General features: G+C 62.2%; 12 protein-coding genes. 1 reads left to right on the forward strand and 11 read right to left on the reverse strand.

Going from position 1 to position 16909, the window contains the following annotated elements; translation table 11 throughout:
* Positions 1-18 precede the first annotated feature (18 nt).
* The 11 genes from Q390_RS0107145 to Q390_RS0107195 form a co-directional block, all read right to left on the reverse strand.
* Positions 19-1215 (reverse strand): acetyl-CoA C-acyltransferase, encoded by a 1197-nt coding sequence (locus tag Q390_RS0107145; protein WP_027995437.1) that lies wholly within the window; start codon positions 1213-1215, stop codon positions 19-21.
* Positions 1216-1256: 41 nt separating this feature from the next.
* Positions 1257-3689: a 3-hydroxyacyl-CoA dehydrogenase/enoyl-CoA hydratase family protein gene (locus Q390_RS0107150; protein ID WP_037472471.1), complete on the reverse strand. Its 2433-nt coding sequence runs from the start codon at positions 3687-3689 to the stop codon at positions 1257-1259.
* Positions 3690-3748: 59 nt separating this feature from the next.
* Entirely contained in the window at positions 3749-4156 is a 408-nt protein-coding gene (locus Q390_RS0107155; protein ID WP_245606876.1) for a DUF2147 domain-containing protein, read from the reverse strand.
* 63 nt (positions 4157-4219) lie between these two features.
* Positions 4220-6025, reverse strand: a complete 1806-nt coding sequence (locus Q390_RS0107160; protein ID WP_027995440.1) for an acyl-CoA dehydrogenase C-terminal domain-containing protein — start codon at positions 6023-6025, stop codon at positions 4220-4222.
* 3 nt (positions 6026-6028) lie between these two features.
* Positions 6029-6763 (reverse strand): TetR/AcrR family transcriptional regulator, encoded by a 735-nt coding sequence (locus Q390_RS0107165; protein WP_027995441.1) that lies wholly within the window; start codon positions 6761-6763, stop codon positions 6029-6031.
* A gap of 274 nt (positions 6764-7037) precedes the next feature.
* Positions 7038-7715: a nucleoid occlusion factor SlmA gene (slmA, locus tag Q390_RS0107170; protein WP_027995442.1), complete on the reverse strand. Its 678-nt coding sequence runs from the start codon at positions 7713-7715 to the stop codon at positions 7038-7040.
* Positions 7716-7772: 57 nt separating this feature from the next.
* A complete protein-coding gene (locus tag Q390_RS0107175; RefSeq protein ID WP_027995443.1) occupies positions 7773-9269 on the reverse strand; it encodes a sensor histidine kinase in 1497 nt (498 codons plus the stop codon).
* 63 nt (positions 9270-9332) lie between these two features.
* Positions 9333-10037, reverse strand: a complete 705-nt coding sequence (locus Q390_RS0107180) for a response regulator transcription factor (RefSeq protein WP_027995444.1) — start codon at positions 10035-10037, stop codon at positions 9333-9335.
* 15 nt (positions 10038-10052) lie between these two features.
* A complete protein-coding gene (gene argB / locus Q390_RS0107185) occupies positions 10053-10961 on the reverse strand; it encodes an acetylglutamate kinase (RefSeq protein WP_027995445.1) in 909 nt (302 codons plus the stop codon).
* 70 nt (positions 10962-11031) lie between these two features.
* Complete coding sequence (locus Q390_RS0107190) at positions 11032-12135, reverse strand: MraY family glycosyltransferase (protein WP_027995446.1); 1104 nt, start codon at positions 12133-12135, stop codon at positions 11032-11034.
* Positions 12132-12926 (reverse strand): glycosyltransferase, encoded by a 795-nt coding sequence (locus Q390_RS0107195; RefSeq protein WP_027995447.1) that lies wholly within the window; start codon positions 12924-12926, stop codon positions 12132-12134. Before Q390_RS0107195 ends, Q390_RS0107190 begins: the two co-directional genes overlap by 4 nt.
* Positions 12927-13002: 76 nt before the next feature.
* Here Q390_RS0107195 and Q390_RS0107200 point away from each other — a divergent pair, with 76 nt between their 5' ends.
* Positions 13003-16845 carry a methyltransferase domain-containing protein gene (locus Q390_RS0107200; protein WP_027995448.1) on the forward strand — a complete coding sequence of 1281 codons (3843 nt, stop codon included), beginning with the start codon at positions 13003-13005 and terminating at the stop codon, positions 16843-16845.
* Positions 16846-16909: the final 64 nt, after the last annotated feature.

Here is a 16909-nt window from a genome sequence, read left to right on the forward strand (position 1 = left end):
AAAAAGAGACAGCCTGCATTACACCGCCTCAAAGATACCGGCAGCGCCTTGACCCATGCCAACACACATCGTCACCATGCCGTACTTGAGTTTATTGCGTTTGAGCGCGTGGATCACGGTGGCGGCGCGGATAGCGCCGGTCGCGCCCAGGGGATGGCCCAGCGCAATCGCGCCGCCCATCGGGTTGACCTTGGCCGGGTCCAGGCCCAGCTGGCCCATCACCGCCAACGACTGCGCGGCAAAGGCTTCGTTCAGCTCGAACCAGTCGATGTCGTTTTGCGTCAGACCGGCATTGCGCAGCGCCGCCGGAATGGCTTCGATCGGGCCGATGCCCATGATGTGCGGCGGCACGCCCTTGCTGGCAAAGCTGACGAAGCGCGCCAGCGGCGTCAGGCCAAAGCGCTGCACGGCGGCGCCGCTGGCCAAAATCAGCGCGCCAGCGCCGTCGCTGGTCTGCGAGCTGTTGCCGGCCGTGACCGAGCCGCGCGCAGCAAACACCGTGCGCAGCTTGCCCAAGCCTTCCAGCGTGGTGTCGGCGCGCGCGCCTTCGTCCACGCTGACGGTGCGAGTCTTGCTGATGGTTTCGCCAGTTTCCAAGTTGGCGCTGCGGTCGGTCACTGCAACCGGCGTGGTCTCGTCGGCAAAGTAGCCGGCCTGCTGCGCCGCCAGAGCGCGCTGGTGCGATTGCACGGCAAAAGCATCCTGCGCCTCGCGCGAGACTTTCCATTGCTGAGCCACTTTCTCGGCGGTCAGGCCCATGCCATAGGCAATGCCGACATCACCGTCGCGCTCGAACATGCTGGGCGAGAGGCTGGGGCTGTTGCCCATCATCGGCACCATGCTCATGCTCTCGACGCCGGCGGCAATCATCACCTCGGCCTCACCGACGCGGATGCGGTCAGCCGCCATTTGGATGGCCGACAGGCCCGAAGCGCAAAAGCGGTTGACGGTGATGCCGCCAACGCTGGTCGGCAAACCGGCCAACACCGCGCCAATGCGCGCCACGTTCAGGCCTTGCTGTGCTTCAGGGATGGCACAGCCGCAAATGATGTCTTCAATCGCTGCCGGGTCGAGATTAGGCACCTGGGCGATGGCGGCTTTCAGAATGGTGGACAGCAGGTCGTCCGGCCGGGTATTGCGGAAAAACCCGCGGTGCGAGCGCCCGATGGGCGTACGCGTGGCGGCAACGATGTAGGCGTCTTGAATTTGTTTCATGGGAAATCCTGTATTCGGGTGGGAGGCGGGCCAGCAGTGCGTCAGTTGCGCACCGGTTTACCCGTGGACAACATCCCCAAAATGCGCTCCTGCGTCTTGGGATGGACGATGAGCGCACAGAAGGCTTGGCGCTCCAGCGTCATCAGGTATTCCTCGCTGACCAGCGTGCCCGCGTCCACGTCACCGCCGCACACCACTTCGGCGATCAAGCTGGCGATGTGGAAGTCGTGCGCGCTGATGAAGCCGCCGTCGCGCATATTGACCAGCGAACCTTTCATGGTGGCGGTGCCGCTGCGCCCGGCGACCGGGAACAGGCGCTTATGCGGCGCGCGCCAGCCGCCAATCGCCATGGCCTTGGCCTCGTTGATTGCCACAAACAGCAGCTCGTCCTTGTGCGGCACGATGACGTCGGATTCCAGCAGAAAGCCCAACTGGCGCGATTCCAGCGCGCTCATGCCGACCTTGGCCATGGCTGCGGCAGTGAAGCCTTCGGTCAGGAACGGCAGCAGGTCTTTGCCGGTCGAGGTGGCAGCGTTTTCCGCCGCACGGCGGGCGATGTAGGTCAAGCCGCCGGCACCGGGCACCAGGCCCACGCCGACTTCGACCAAGCCAACATAGCTTTCCATGTGCGCCACGCGGCGGGCCGAATGCACCGCCAGCTCGCAGCCACCGCCCAACGCCAGCCCACGGATGGCGGACACCACCGGCACGCCGGCATAGCGGATGCGCAGCATGGCGTTTTGCAGTTCTTGCTCGGCCCCTTCGATGGCGCTAACGCCAGCCACCATAAACGCTGGCAGCATGGCTTGCAGGTCAGCACCGGCGCTGAACGGCTCGTCACCCGACCAAATCACCAAGGCGGCAAAGCGCTTCTCCGCCAGCTCTACGCCCATCACCAAACCGTCGGCCACATCGGGGCTGATGGCGTGCATTTTGGTCTTGATGCTGGCGATCAGCACGGCGCTGCTGGCGGGGCACGCAGGGCCGTCCAGCGTCCACAGGCGGATGGCGTCGTCTTCGTGCAGCGTGGTGCCCGCCGTCTTGAAGTCAGGCAAGGCCTCGCCCAGCAATTTTTCAGGAAAATACTGCTTTTCGTACACGGGTAGTGTGCGACGCGCTACAAATTTATTAGCAGAGGCACTCCACGAACCGGCGGCGGTGTGCACGCCACCGGCCTCGGCCACCGGGCCATTGAAGACCCAATCGGGCAGCGGTGCGTTGGACAAGGCTTTGCCGGCATCGATGTCTTCTTGGATCATCTTGGCGACATTCAACCAGCCGGCGTCTTGCCACAGCTCGAACGGGCCTTGCTGCATACCAAAGCCCCAGCGCATCGCCTGATCGACGTCGCGGGCGTTGTCGGCAATGGCGCCCAAGTGCAGCGCGGCGTAATGGAAGCTGTTGCGCAAGATGGCCCACAGAAACTGGCCCTGCGCGCCTTCAGCATTGCGCAGCAATTGCAGGCGCTCGGCGGCGGGCTTTTTCAGCATCCGGCCATAGACCTCATCGGCCTTTTGGCCGCCGGGCACGTAGTCTTGCGCTTCCAAGTCAAAGCGCAGCACATCGCGGCCGACTTTTTTGAAGAAACCAGCCTTGGTTTTTTGTCCCAACTGGCCCAGCTCCAACAGCTTTTGCACCACGGCGGGGGTGCCGTAGCTGCCGTAAAACGGATCGGTGGTGGCGTCGAGGTTGTCTTGCAGCGTCTTGATGACGTGCGCCATGGTGTCCAAGCCGACCACGTCGGCGGTGCGGAAGGTGCCGCTGCTGGCACGGCCCAGCTTTTTGCCGGTCAGGTCATCGACCACGTCGTAGGTCAGGCCAAAGTTGTCGGCCTCTTGCATAGTGGACAACATGCCGGCAATGCCGACGCGGTTGGCGACGAAGTTGGGCGTGTCGTGCGCGCGCACCACGCCCTTGCCCAGGCCGCTGGTGGCAAAGGCTTCGAGTTGGTCCAGCACTTCCGGCGTGGTGGTCGGGGTGTTGATCAACTCCACCAAGTGCATGTAGCGCGGTGGGTTGAAGAAGTGGATGCCGCAAAAACGCGGCTTGATGGCGTCGGGCAGGGCTTCAGACAGTTGGGTGATCGACAGGCCCGAGGTGTTGCTGGCGACGATGGCGTGCGCGCTGATGAACGGCGCGATTTGGTGGTACAGGTCGGTCTTCCAGTCCATGCGCTCGGCAATGGCCTCGATGATCAGGTCGCAGTCACGCAACTGCTCTAGGTGCTGTTCGTAGTTGGCTTGGCCGATGAGGGCTGCGTCTTGCGCCACGCCGAGCGGTGCCGGCTTGAGCTTTTTCAGGCCATCAATGGCGCGGCTGACGATGCCGTTTTTCGGGCCTTCTTTGGCTGGCAAATCAAACAACACCACCGGAATTTTGCAGTTGACGAGGTGGGCGGCAATTTGCGCACCCATCACGCCGGCGCCAAGCACGGCGACTTTTTTCACTTGGAATCTGGAGGGAGATTGGGACATGGATTTTTCCTGCGAAGGCAGCAGCACGCCCCGTGGGCGGCCACTGCGAGGGGAGAGAGTTACTGCACGCGCAGCCAGGTTTGCGTACGGCCAAAGGGACCAAAGGAGCCACGGACTTCGAGCTTTTTGCCCTCTTCGATCGGCGTCAGGCGCAGGCTGTATTCACGGCCGTTTTCCGGATCGAGAATCTTGCCGCCTTCCCAGACGTCTTTGTCCTGGGCTTTTTTCGCACCACGAATGACTTCCATGCCCAGCTTGGGCTGGTTCTTGCGCTCATCGCTGCACTGGATGCACAGCGGCTCATGGCTGGGTTGCAGCGAGCGTTCGATGGTGCCAACCAAGCCGGCAGGCTGGGCGGCAATACGGATTTCTGCCTTGGGCTGGCCCGACTTGTCGTCGATGCTGCGCCACAGCCCCTCGGGCGTCATCTGGGCCCACGCGGGGGCACCAGCCACAGCAAAAATCATAGCTAATAGCGCTTTATTCATAAGGCTTTCAGTGCAAAAAGGCTTGAAGATTACCGCCACTATTCAGACCAGCGCAGCGTCCGTGTCCATCAGCGTGCGGCTGCCGGCGCGGGCGGTGCGCATCAACGAGGCGGTCTCGGGGAACAGCTTGGCAAAGTAAAAGCGCGCGGTTTGCAGCTTGCCCAGGTAGAACGGATCGCTGTTGCCCGCGGCCACTTCGCGCAGCGCGACCTGGGCCATGCGGGCAAAGAAGTAGCCAAACACCAGGTGACCAGCGACGCGCAGGTAGTCCACCGAGGCGGCACCCACTTCATCGGGGTTTTGCAGGCCCCGGAAACCCAGCTCGGTGGTGAACTTGGTCATCTGGTCGGCCAAACCCGCCAGCGGGTTGATGAACTCGGCCATCTTCTCGTTCACGCCTTCTTGCTGCACCAATGCGCCGACCAGCTTGCCAAATTTCTTCAGCGAGGCGCCGTTGTTGCCCAGGATCTTGCGGCCCAGCAAGTCGAGTGCCTGAATACCGTTGGTGCCTTCATAAATCATGTTGATGCGCGCATCGCGCACAAACTGCTCCATGCCCCATTCCTTGATGTAGCCATGGCCGCCATAGACCTGCTGGCACAGGGTGGTGGCTTCCCAGCCGTTGTCGGTCAGGAAGGCTTTGACGATCGGTGTCAGCAGCGCCACCAGGTCGGCCGAGTCCTTACGCACTTTCTCGTCGGGGTGGTGCAGTTCTTTGTCAATCAGCACGGCGCAGAACGTCGCCAGCGCACGCCCGCCTTCGGCGTAGGCCTTGGCAGTCAGCAACATGCGGCGCACATCGGGGTGGACGATGATCGGATCGGCCGGCTTGTCTTTGGCCTTGGTGCCGGTCAGGCTGCGCATTTGCAGGCGGTCCTTGGCGTAAGCCAGCGCATTTTGGTAAGCCACTTCGGTCAGGCCCAGCGACTGGTTGCCCACACCCAGGCGGGCAGCGTTCATCATCACAAACATCGCCTGCAAGCCCTTGTGTGGCTGGCCGACCAGCGTGCCAATGGCGCCGTCGATGTTGATCTGCGCCGTGGCGTTGCCGTGGATACCCATCTTGTGCTCCAGCGCGCCGCAGAAAATCGGGTTGCGCTCGCCCAATGAACCGTCGGCGTTCACCTTGAACTTGGGCACGACAAACAGGCTGATGCCTTTGCTGCCGGCCGGCGCATCGGGCAGACGCCCCAGCACCAGGTGCAGGATATTGGCGGCCATGCTGTGCTCGCCGGCGCTGATAAAAATCTTGTTGCCGGTCAAGGCGTAGGTCCCTTCCGGGGCGCCGGCCACGGGCTCGGCCTTGGTGCGCAGCAGACCCAGGTCGGTGCCGCAGTGCGACTCGGTCAGGCACATGGTGCCGGTCCACTCGCCGCTGGTCAGCTTGGGCAGGTACAGACGTTTTTGCTCGTCGGTGCCGTGCGCATGCAGGGCCTCATAGGCGCCGTGCGACAGGCCGGGGTACATCGTCCAGGCCTGGTTGGCGCTGTTGAGCATTTCGTACAGACACTGGTTCAGCACAAACGGCAGGCCCTGGCCGCCGTATTCGGTCTCGCACGACAACGCTGCCCAGCCGCCTTCAACGTACTGCGCATAAGCCTCCTTGAAGCCCTTGGGCGTGGTGACTTCGTGCGTTTCGGTGTTCAGCTGGCAGCCTTCCTCGTCGCCGCTGATGTTCAGCGGAAATGCGACCCCGGTAGCAAATTTGCCGGCTTCTTCCAGCACCGCATTGACGGTATCTACATCCAAATCCGCATATTTGGGCAAGGCCTTGAGTTCTTCAGTGACGTTGAGAACCTCATGCATCACAAAGTGCATGTCGCGCAGGGGGGGCGTGTAAGTAGGCATGGATTACTCCTTGGAGGTAGAAAGGGAAGCGGGGTTGACAGGGGCAGAAACAGGGACAACGGGCACTGCGGCGTCCGCACTGAAGCGCGCCAGGATGTTGCTGAAGCCGGTGGTGGCGTGCTCCAGCGAGCCAGGATTTTTCAGAAAGCGAGCGGCGTAATGCAGCGCCAGAATCAGGCCATGGATCTCAAACAGCATCTGATCGGGATCGACATCGGCGCGCAATTCACCACGCTCTTTGGCCTGCACGATGGAGCGGCGCAGGGCGCTGTGCCAGACCATGACCGATTGCGCCAGCGCGTCGCGCACCGGGCCGGTACGCTCATCAAACTCGACAGCGCCACTGATGTAAATGCAGCCCGAGTCGATCTCCACCGAGCTGCGCTGCATCCAGTTGGCAAACAGCGCGCACAGCCGTGCCAAGCCGCGCTCGGCCGCTAGGGCCGGGTAAAACACCTCTTGCTCAAAGCGTGCGTGGTATTCGTGGATGACGGAAATCTGCAGCTCTTCACGCGAGCCAAAGTGGGCAAACACGCCCGACTTGCTCATGCCGGTGACATCGGCCAACACGCCGATGGACAGACCTTCCAGACCAATGTGCGTGGCCAGACCCAAGGCCGCATCAATGATGGCGGCCTTGGTTTGCTGGCCTTTTGGCAGGGAGCGCCCACTGCGCGGGCGCGGTGCGGCCAATGGAGGCAGCAGTGCAGCAACAGGAAAATCAGGGGCTGAAGACATTGCAAAGGCAAAAAGTGAACGATCGTTCTATTTTGCAGCAAATAGTCTGTACTGGGAACCCAAAAAAAGAAAATCACCGCACGCAGCCAACCCACCGGCGTGCCAGCGCAAGTGCTTTAAAAATGAAGAAAAACGCCTGTAACCATTGTTTTACAAGCGGATTAAGCTATATATTTAATAGCGATAAATCAGAGGAAATCGCAGCGCGTGTACGCTGCCAGCAGGGTAAACACGGGGGTCAGAGGCCCCCTCGGCGCGGGTGGACCGCGCGCGTTTACAACACCAACGCCAAGCTGGCGTCGAGGTGCTCGGTCGGCAGGCGGTGAAAACTCGAGCGGGCAAAACGCTGCAGCCGCCCGATGGCAAAAGCGGTCAACACGCTGGCCGCAACCTTGGCATCGACGCTGGGCGTGGCCGATCCAGCGGCACCCGCAGCGGGGCGCAAACATTGGCGCAGCACCGACTCGATGCGCTCAAAAAACTGGTTCATGCGCTGCTGCAGACGCTCGTGTTCCAGTACCAGCGCATCGCCCACCATGACGCGCACCATGCCGGGGTTGCGCTCACCAAACTGCAGCACTAGGGCCACCACACGCCGCGCCTGGTGCACGCCCATACCGGGCGCCAGTTCGGCGTCGGACTCGGGCAGCGCCGGACCGACGATCTGCGTCACCAAAGTGAAGATCGATTCCTCAATGAAATCAATCAGCGCTTCAAACATTTGCGCCTTGCTGGCAAAGTGCCGGTACAGCGCGGCTTCGCTTACCGACAGGCGTGCGGCCAACGCGGCGGTGGTGATGCGTTCGCCGCCGGGCTGTTCCAGCATGGTGGCCAGCGCCTGCAGGATTTGTGCGCGCCGCTCACCGGGTTTAGGGCGCTTGCGCGCCACCCGCGGTTCGACTGCAGAGGCGTCAATGCCATCAGATTCGGGAAAGAGAGCAAGTTCGGACATAGGTAAAAGATGTGTGCAATTGATTTTCGCACAGCAGCTGCAGCCTCCAGGCGACCGTCATGTGCGGACAAAAACCGTTGTCACGCGCAGTCCGTGCCCGGCTCCTTGTTCCTGTTCTAGTCCCTGTGCGGCAGTCGCGCTGTCCAGCACCAGGATCGCGCCGTGCACGCGGGCGATTTCATCGGCAATCGCCAAGCCCAGGCCGGTGCCTTCACCGGTGCTACCGGGCAAGCGGTAAAAACGCTGCAGCACCCGCGCCTGCTCAGACACGGGCACGCCCGGGCCGTCGTCCTCGACCTGCAAAAAGGCACCTCCCAGGCTGCCGGCAGTGCCAGCATTGCCTTGGATGCCACAGCGGATGGTCACGCTGCCACCCGCCGGCGTGTACTGGATGGCGTTATCGATCAAATTGGACAGCAACTCGCGCAGCAACCAGCCATGGCCGGTGACCTGGGCCGGCGCCACCTCCAGACCCAGATCAAGGCCTTTGCCAGTGGCCGCGTCCAGGAACTGCTCCAGCAAGTTTTCGCACAAGTCCTGCAAGTCCACCCGCTGGGGCGACTGCGCCTGCAGACTGCGCGCATCCGCGCGCGAGAGCGCCAGCAACTGGTGCGCCAACTGCGAGGTGCGGCGTGTCGCATCGCGCAGTTTTTCAATCTCATCAACTCCTAGAGTAATAGCTGCATGCGCTTTATCTACAGGCGCTACAGCCTGATTCGGCTGATATTTTTGCCCTTGCAGCGGAGATTGGCTAGCGGCCCGCGCAATCAGCGCCCAAGCCTCCACCTGCGCCTGCAGCCCCGCCAGAGGCGTGCGCAACTGGTGCGCGGCGTCGGCCACAAAACGGCGTTGGCTTTCGGCCTGCGCGTTCACCAGCCCAAACAGGCGATTGAGCGAGTGCACCAGTGGACGTACTTCCAGGGGCGAGGTGAGTTCGTCAATGGCGCTCAAGTCGCGCGGCGAGCGCCGTTCGACGGCTTCGGCCAGCTCCAGCAGCGGCTTGAAGGCGCGCCGCACTGCCCAGTGGATGGCCAGCGCCGCGCCCGCCACCAGCACTAGGTTGGGCAGCAGCACGCGCCACAGCAATTGCTGCGCCCACTGCTGGCGCGGATCAGACCCGTCGGCCAGTGCAACCACCAGTTCGCCCATGCCCGGGCTGGCCTGGCTGCGCTGCACGGCAATGCGGTAGGTGATACCGCCCTCTTCTTTGCTGAAAAATTCTGGCGCGTGCGTGCTTGGCAAGGCGCCACCGACCCAGGCGTCGCCGAGCAGCAGGCGCCCATCAACGTCGCGCACGCTGTAGCCGGCGTAGCCCGCGTTCTGGCGCAAAAATTCGCCCACGATGGGCGCCAGCAGCAGCAGTGGCGCCTCGCCCTCCTGGGGGGGTGCCAGCACCGAGTCGGCCAGCGCCGGCAGCAGGCGCTGCAGCCGCTGGTCATGCTGGGTGGCCGCCTCGGCTGCCGAACGCCAGTCCATCCAGGCACCTGCCAGCGCCAGCGCACACAGCGGCAGCACCAGCAGCAACAACAGCCGATTGCGCAGATTCGATGTCATGGCAGGGGGCTCCTCGATGCAATAGGGAAATGTGCCAACCCGAGGCCACGGGGCGCCGGGAAATCAGGACACCTGCAGCTCCAGCCGATAGCCAAAGCCGCGGATCGAGCGCAGCGCCACGCCGTGGGGTTCGAGCTTGCCGCGCAGGCGCGACACATAGACCTCGACCGCATTGGGCGTAATTTCCTTGTCCCAGCCGGTCAGCGCCTGTAACAGCTTGTCCTTGCTGGCCGGCTTGGGAGCATGGATGAGCAGGTATTCCAGCACCGTCCACTCACGCGGCCCCAGCTCGATCGGCTGCAGCCGGGCCTGAATTCCCTCACCACAGCGGATACCGGCGCAGTGGTTGGCCGTGTCCAGTTCCAGCGGACCAAACATCAGCACGGCCGTGGTGGCCGCCTGCGAGCGGCGGAGCAACGCACGCAAGCGCGCCAGCAGCTCGGGCAGCTGAAACGGCTTGAGCATGTAATCGTCTGCCCCCAGATCCAACCCCTGCACACGGTCTTGCAGGGCATCGCGCGCGGTCAGCATCAGCACCGGCATGGCCGCACAGTCCATGCCCGGGCGGCGCAGGCAACGCAGCAACTCCAGCCCGTCCATCCCCGGCAGACCAATATCAACCACGGCAATGTCAAACGACTCCTGTTGCAGCACTTCTAGCGCCCGCTCACCACTGCCGACCCAGTCGACTGCGTAGCCCGCTTCACTCAAGCCCAGCTTGATGCCACTGGCCACCATCACATCGTCTTCCACCAGCAGCAGGCGCATGGGATTCCTCCGTATTTAATGGCTGCGGATCATGGTGCCGTAGGCCTGATCGGTCAGGATCTCCAGCAGCATGGCGTGCGGCACCCGGCCGTCAATGATGTGCACAGCGTTCACGCCGGCCTTCGCCGCGTCGAGTGCGCCGGCGATTTTGGGCAACATGCCGCCTGAAATGGTGCCATCGGCAAACAGCTCTTCAATGCGCTGCGCCGTCAGGTCGGTGAGCAAATTACCGGCTTTGTCCAGCACACCGGGGGTGTTGGTCAGCAGCATGAGTTTTTCAGCGCGCAGCACCTCGGCCAGCTTACTGGCAACGACATCGGCGTTGATGTTGTAGCTCTCGTTGTTTTCGCCAAAGCCGATCGGGCTGACCACCGGAATGAAAGCGTCGTCCTGCAGCGCCTTGACCACGCTGGGATCGATGGCCACGATGTCGCCGACCTGGCCCACATCGTGCTCGATGCGGGGGTCTTTGTTGTCCAGTAACTTGAGTTTTTGCGCACGGATCAGGCCGCCATCGCGCCCGGTCAACCCCACCGCCTTGCCGCCGGCCTGATTGATCAGGCCAACGATGTCCTGCTGCACTTCGCCCGCCAGCACCCACTCGACCACTTCCATGGTCTCGGCATCGGTCACGCGCATCCCCTGGATGAAGGCGCCCTTCTTGCCCAGACGCCCCAGCGCGGCCTCAATCTGCGGGCCACCACCGTGCACCACCACCGGATTCATGCCCACCAGCTTGAGCAGCACCACATCTTCAGCAAAGTCGGCCTGCAAAGCCGGATCGGTCATGGCGTTACCGCCGTACTTGATGACGATGGTCTTGCCGTGAAATTGGCGGATGTAAGGCAGCGCCTGGGCCAGGATTTCAGCCTTGTCGCGTGGGCCGATGTGGGACAAATCAGGGTCGGGGGAAGAAGCAGTCATGAAAGGGCCGTGCAATGAAAACAAAGAGGCGCAAATTGTGCCCCATTCGTTCTCGTTCTGGTTCTCCAGCTCAGCGCCTGATCCAGCCTGGCACCTTGAAACGGATGATGGCCAGATAGGCCACCACGTAGCTGATGCCAAACAGTACGCAAAATGCCATCAGCACGCCCGTGTTGCGCCAAAACAGCACCGCTGGCACCACAGTCAGCAAGGTGAAGGCCCACAAATAGGGCGACGTGCGGTTGTTGCGCATCAGCATCCGCTGCGCCGCATCGTCGTCATGGAACACGCTGCGCACAATGCGCCGGTAAATGAGTTGGTGTAAATGCAGTGCATCAGCCATACCGGGCGACACCCCGCGGGCCAGCTTGCGGTAAATGGAAAACAACGTCTCCCACACCGGATAGATCAGCAGCAGCAGCGGAAACCAGGGCGAGACCTCGACATTGCGCTGCACCAGCGAGATGCTCGCCAGTGCAATCACTACGCCCCAGATATACGCGCCGCCATCGCCCGCAAACAACATGCCGCGCGGATAATTCCACACCAGAAATCCCCCGGTAGCGGCTGCCATGCACACCAGCAACGTGGCCAAAGATCGGTCACCGACCTGCAGCGCTACATGCGCCAATGCCAGGCAGACAATCAGCGCCACCATGCCGGCCAAGCCGTTGTAGCCGTCAATGATGTTGAAAGCATGGGGCAGGCCAGCGACTGCCAACAGCGCAATACCCCACCCTAGCCAAGGCGCCGCCAGCAGCAATGCGTCCAGCCACGGCAGGCCCAGACGCGGCACGGTCATGTCCAGCAGCGCCACCGCCAATACCCCGGACAAAGCTGTCAGCCCCAGGCGGTAATAGACCCGCAGACGCTGGGTCATGTCTTCGACAATGCCGCCCAAGGCGGCCGGGAGCAACACCACCAGCCAGCTACTGACCCAATTACCCAGATTCAAGGAGCCGGGATCACCCAGCGACGACTGAACCATACCCAGCAACCAGCTGCTGGCCAGCCCCAGCAGCAAGGCAGCACCGCCCAAGCGGGGAATATCACCGGCATGAAAGCGCTGTGGCATCCCATCGGCATACATGGCCGCGTGCCCGCGCATCCAGCGCACTACGCCCCCGGCAGCCAACGCCGCCACCACAAACGCCACCACAGACAACCACATCATGAGGCGCCGATGGTACCGGTGTGCTGCACCTCAGCACGTAACAATTGGCGCGCCTGGCGATACACTGGCGAGCGCCACAGGCGCAGCAAACTATACAGATGCCAGCGCAAATGTGCCCAACACCGATGGCTGGCGCGCTGCCCTCCATGCTCTATCTGCACTGGCGCGCGTACCAGCGTCAGCCCCGCCAAGCGCATGCGCAGGCACAGATCCACGTCCTCGCAGTACATGAAGTAAGACTCATCAAAACCGCCCAGCGCCTGCCACACTGGCTGGGGCAAGACCAAGCACGCAGCGTTGACCCAATCCACCCGCACCTCGCGCTGTCCCAAGGCACGGCGACGCCACAACGCCTTGGGCGTGGGCAATGCGCGCTCACTGTCCTGCAGTTGGCCTTGGGCATCGACCTGCACCGGATAAGCGCATCCGATACCCGGCGCTGCCGCCGCCTGCACTAGCGCAGCAAAAGGATCGCCATCGGCCAGCACCACATCCGGATTCAGGACACATACAAAAGGCTCAACTGCGCGGGCCAGCGCCCGGTTGTGGTTGGCACCAAAACCGGCCGGCCGGGCATTGTGGATGATTTGCAACACAAACGGCCACCCCTCCGGCGGCGGCACAGGCGCAGATTCCGGCAGATTCAAGGTCAGCACCACACGCTGCACAACGCTGGTGCCCGCCTGCACGCCAGCCACCAACGCATACAGCAAGGGCTGCACCGTCGGGCCATGCCCATGGCTGACCACGGAAACAACCACAGCGCCCGAAAAGGGATCAGGAAATGTCATAAAGAGGGCTATTGTCGCCGCTGACACAAGCTCCAAGGCTTACAGCCACGGCAAAGCGCCGGTCATAATTCAAGGGATGACGTATTCAATTGAGGATTTGCACGTATATCTGCGCAGCATCACACAGGATGAGCGCACGTCGCTATCGGTACTGGCCCATCTGATTCCTGCGCGCGCGCGCGTGCTCGACCTGGGTTGCGGCAGTGGCGCCCTAGGACAGCATCTGGTCCAAAACAAGGGCTGTAGCGTTGATGGTGTCACCCTGAACGAAGCCGAAGCCGCACACGCCCACCCGTACTACAGCCGCATCGTGGTCGACAATCTCGAAACCTGCGACCTGCTTGCCACCTTTGCCGGACAGCGCTATGACGCCATCGTCTGTGCTGACGTCCTGGAGCACCTCAGCCGCCCTGAACGCATCCTCGCCGCCTGCCGTGAATTGCTCAAACCCGATGGCCAACTACTGATATCGGTACCCAACGCCGGCTATTGCGGCCTGATTGCAGAGTTGTTGCAAGGCGAGTTTTGCTACCGCGAAGAAGGTCTGCTCGACCGCACCCACCTGCGATTTTTTACGCGCCGATCGCTCACCCGCTTTCTAGGCGAACAGCGTTGGGCTATCGACTCACTCGACACCATCTGTCGCGAACTGCCTGAATCTGAGTTTAAAGTGGCCTTTGACAGCCTGCCCCCTGCCGCTGCCCGGCACCTGCTGGGCATTCCGGATGCGCTAACTTACCAATTCATCACTGTCGCCCGCCCTGTCTCCGACATACCTGTTTTGGCGCTGACTCCTGCCACCGCCCCGAGTGCGCCAGCGCAGGCCCGCTTCACTGTGCAGCTCTATTTGGGTTATGAAGGCACATACGCGGAGGACAGCAAACTCACCACTACTGGTGTCATTGGCCAAGAACGCCAGACCCTGTGTTTTACACTGCCGCCGCACAGCACGCCCCTTACCCGTCTGCGCCTCGACCCGGCTGACCGGGCTGGTTTTTTGCACCTCTACCGCCTCACGCTGCGCACGCCAGACAGCGCACCAACATGGCAATGGTCATCTGATATCTACCCGCGCGCCTCGCTGGCGCAGACACCGCACAACCAAATTGTCTGGCAGACGCCGCTAGCATCTGCGTCGAGTGCAACCTTACTGCTGCTCACAGGCGACGACCCCTGGTTTGAGCTGCCGATCGCACCCGATACCCTGATGCGCAGCGTCCCCCACGGCGCCATCCTAGAGATAGAGCTAGGTTGGCCTATGTCCGCCGATTACTTAGCCTTATCCAATACCGTGCGCCCGCTACAAGAGCGCATCGAACAGATCGAAAGCAGCGCACAAACGCAATTGCAGCAAGCGCAAGAACAACTGCAACAGACACAAGGACAGCTGCGACAGCAGCTTCAGCAGGCCCAAACGCTACTGAGCGCCGTACAACATCGCAACATCGCTCTAGAAGAAAAGGCCGCCACACTCACGGTCCAACGTGCTGAGCTACAACGCAGCGCAATCCATCTTCAGCTCAACTTTGACCAACTGGCACAGTACCTGCGCACCATCGAAGCCTCCACCGTGTTCCGCGCCGCCCGCCCCCTGGTACACACCAAAATGGCTATCGACCGCCTATTAGGTAGGGGCACACGCCACAACACAGCTACTAGTGCTGTGCCTACTCCTATATCCATGGCGCCCACACCGCATCCGGTGGACATCATCGTACCCATCTACCGCGGCTTGGCTGACACCCAGTTGTGCATCAACTCGGTGTTGTCCAGCCCCTGCACCAAGTCCTACCGCCTGATCGCTATCAACGACGCCAGCCCCGAACCCGAAGTCACTGAATGGCTGCGCGCCCGCGCCGCACAAGACAGCCGCATCACTTTGCTGGAAAACACCAACAATCTGGGTTTTGTCGGTACTGTCAACCGTGGCATGGCGCTCTCCAATAGCAATGATGTGTTGCTACTCAACAGCGACACTGAAGTCGCCAACGACTGGCTCGACCGCATCCACCGCGCCGCCTATAGCAACAGCCGCATCGCCTCGGTCACACCGCTGTCCAACAACGCCACCATCTGCAGCTACCCGCAGTTTTGCAAAGACAACGAACTGCCTGCTGGCTACGACACCGCCCAGCTGGACGCTTTGTGCGCGCGCACCAACCCCGGCGCTGCTGTGGACGTGCCCACCGGTGTGGGCTTTTGCATGTACATCCGGCGTGACTGCCTGGCACAGGTGGGGCTGTTTGATACCGACAACTTCGGCAAAGGCTACGGCGAAGAAAACGACTTTTGCCAACGCGCCCTCCAAGCTGGCTGGCGCAACCTGCACCTACTGGACACCTTTGTGCTGCACACCGGCGGCGTCAGCTTTGGTGACAGCAAAAGCCCGCGCGAAAAAGCCGCCATGGAAACCCTGCGCCGCCTGCACCCGCTCTACGAGCGCGACGTCATGGCCTTTGTGCAACAAGACCCAGCCCGACCCTACCGATTGGCACTGGACTTGGCGCGTATCGCAGAGGCCCACCTGCCGGTGGTGCTGGCCGTACTGCATGACCGGGGCGGCGGCACTCTGCGCCACGTGCAAGAACTGGCACAGCATTTGGCCGCACACGCCACCGTACTGACCCTGACACCAGCCCCCGGCCACAGCGTCAGCCTGCGCATGGCCGGTACGCACGAAGGCTTTGAAGTGGTGTTTCGCTTGGCCGACCAATATGAAGACCTGCTGCAAGCACTGCGCCACATCGGCGTACGCCACCTGCACTACCACCACCTGCTAGGCCACGGCCCCCTCATCCTCGAACTGCCGCAGCAACTGGGCCTGGCCTACGACTTCACTGCGCACGACTTTTATAGCTACTGCACCCACATCTCCCTGACCGGTAACAACAACCGTTACGCCGACGAACCCGCCCCCGGCCAGTGCGGCTGCTGCCAGCCATACGACGCCGCACCCACGGGCAGCGGCACCGTGGCCGACTGGCGCCAACACAACCAGCGCTTTCTGACTGGCGCACGTCAAGTACTGACCCCCAGCCACGACACCGCCCAGCGCATCGCCGCTTTCGCCCCTGGCGCCCGCGTGCGCATGGCGACACACACCGACATCGCTGCTTACTTGGCCGAGCACCCGGCTCTGCACGGCGCTCTTCCTACACCCGCACCACAACCACACGGTGGCGCACTGAAAGTCGTCGTCTTGGGCGCCCTGAGCGCCATCAAAGGCGCCGACCTACTGGAAGCGGTGGCGCAAGAGGCGGCGCGGCGCGGCGCCCCGGTTGAATTCCATCTACTTGGCTATGGCTATCGCCACCTGCAAACGCAGCCCCGCGCCCAGCTCACCGTACACGGCGCCTATGAAGAAATTGACCTGCCCCGCCTGCTGCAATGGCTGCAGCCAGACTTGGTATGGTTTCCGGCGCAATGGCCTGAAACCTACAGTTACACCCTGAGCGCCTGCCTGCAAGCCGGACTGCCTGTACTCGCCCCCGACTTGGGCGCCTTCACCGAACGGCTGGCCGGACGCCCCTGGAGCTGGGTACAGCCCTGGGATTTATCAGCCAAAGAATGGCTGGACACCTTGCTCCATCTGCGCGATTCACACTTCACCACCGGGCAAGCACCCATACCCATTCCGACGCCTATTTACATCACCAGCGCAGCCGATGCGGAAAATCCGTCTTGGAGCTACCGTACCGACTATTTGCACCAGCTGCCGCCCGCCTGCGCAGAGGCTGCCACTCCTTTGGCGCTGGCATTTCTGACCACACATCAACCCGTAGCGCCCTACGCCACCGGCGCCAAATCTTTAATGCTGACTACTGTGCTACGCCTGCGCTCTTTGCCGCTGCTGCGCGGCGTGGCCCAGCGCATACCTCAACACTGGCAAACTCAGGTCAAAAACTGGCTCAGCGCCTGAATAGACACCAGGAAAAAATAAAAGAGTGAGCTACAACCGCTTATCAGCAGATACTTTGAAAGCA

It is taken from the genome of Simplicispira psychrophila DSM 11588 (genome assembly GCF_000688255.1).
GTDB lineage: Bacteria > Pseudomonadota > Gammaproteobacteria > Burkholderiales > Burkholderiaceae_C > Simplicispira > Simplicispira psychrophila.

What these genes read in the sequence shown, in the direction of transcription:
- Q390_RS0107160 (WP_027995440.1), bottom strand. Translation starts at nt 6,025, where the DNA reads ATGCCTACTTACACGCCCCCCCTGCGCGACATGCACTTTGTGATGCAT.
- Q390_RS0107165 (WP_027995441.1), bottom strand. Translation starts at nt 6,763, where the DNA reads ATGTCTTCAGCCCCTGATTTTCCTGTTGCTGCACTGCTGCCTCCATTG.
- Q390_RS0107180 (WP_027995444.1), bottom strand. Translation starts at nt 10,037, where the DNA reads ATGCGCCTGCTGCTGGTGGAAGACGATGTGATGGTGGCCAGTGGCATC.
- Q390_RS0107200 (WP_027995448.1), top strand. Translation starts at nt 13,003, where the DNA reads ATGACGTATTCAATTGAGGATTTGCACGTATATCTGCGCAGCATCACA.
- Q390_RS0107145 (WP_027995437.1), bottom strand. Translation starts at nt 1,215, where the DNA reads ATGAAACAAATTCAAGACGCCTACATCGTTGCCGCCACGCGTACGCCC.
- Q390_RS0107190 (WP_027995446.1), bottom strand. Translation starts at nt 12,135, where the DNA reads ATGATGTGGTTGTCTGTGGTGGCGTTTGTGGTGGCGGCGTTGGCTGCC.
- slmA (WP_027995442.1), bottom strand. Translation starts at nt 7,715, where the DNA reads ATGTCCGAACTTGCTCTCTTTCCCGAATCTGATGGCATTGACGCCTCT.
- Q390_RS0107150 (WP_037472471.1), bottom strand. Translation starts at nt 3,689, where the DNA reads ATGTCCCAATCTCCCTCCAGATTCCAAGTGAAAAAAGTCGCCGTGCTT.
- Q390_RS0107155 (WP_245606876.1), bottom strand. Translation starts at nt 4,156, where the DNA reads ATGATTTTTGCTGTGGCTGGTGCCCCCGCGTGGGCCCAGATGACGCCC.
- argB (WP_027995445.1), bottom strand. Translation starts at nt 10,961, where the DNA reads ATGACTGCTTCTTCCCCCGACCCTGATTTGTCCCACATCGGCCCACGC.
- Q390_RS0107175 (WP_027995443.1), bottom strand. Translation starts at nt 9,269, where the DNA reads ATGACATCGAATCTGCGCAATCGGCTGTTGTTGCTGCTGGTGCTGCCG.
- Q390_RS0107195 (WP_027995447.1), bottom strand. Translation starts at nt 12,926, where the DNA reads ATGACATTTCCTGATCCCTTTTCGGGCGCTGTGGTTGTTTCCGTGGTC.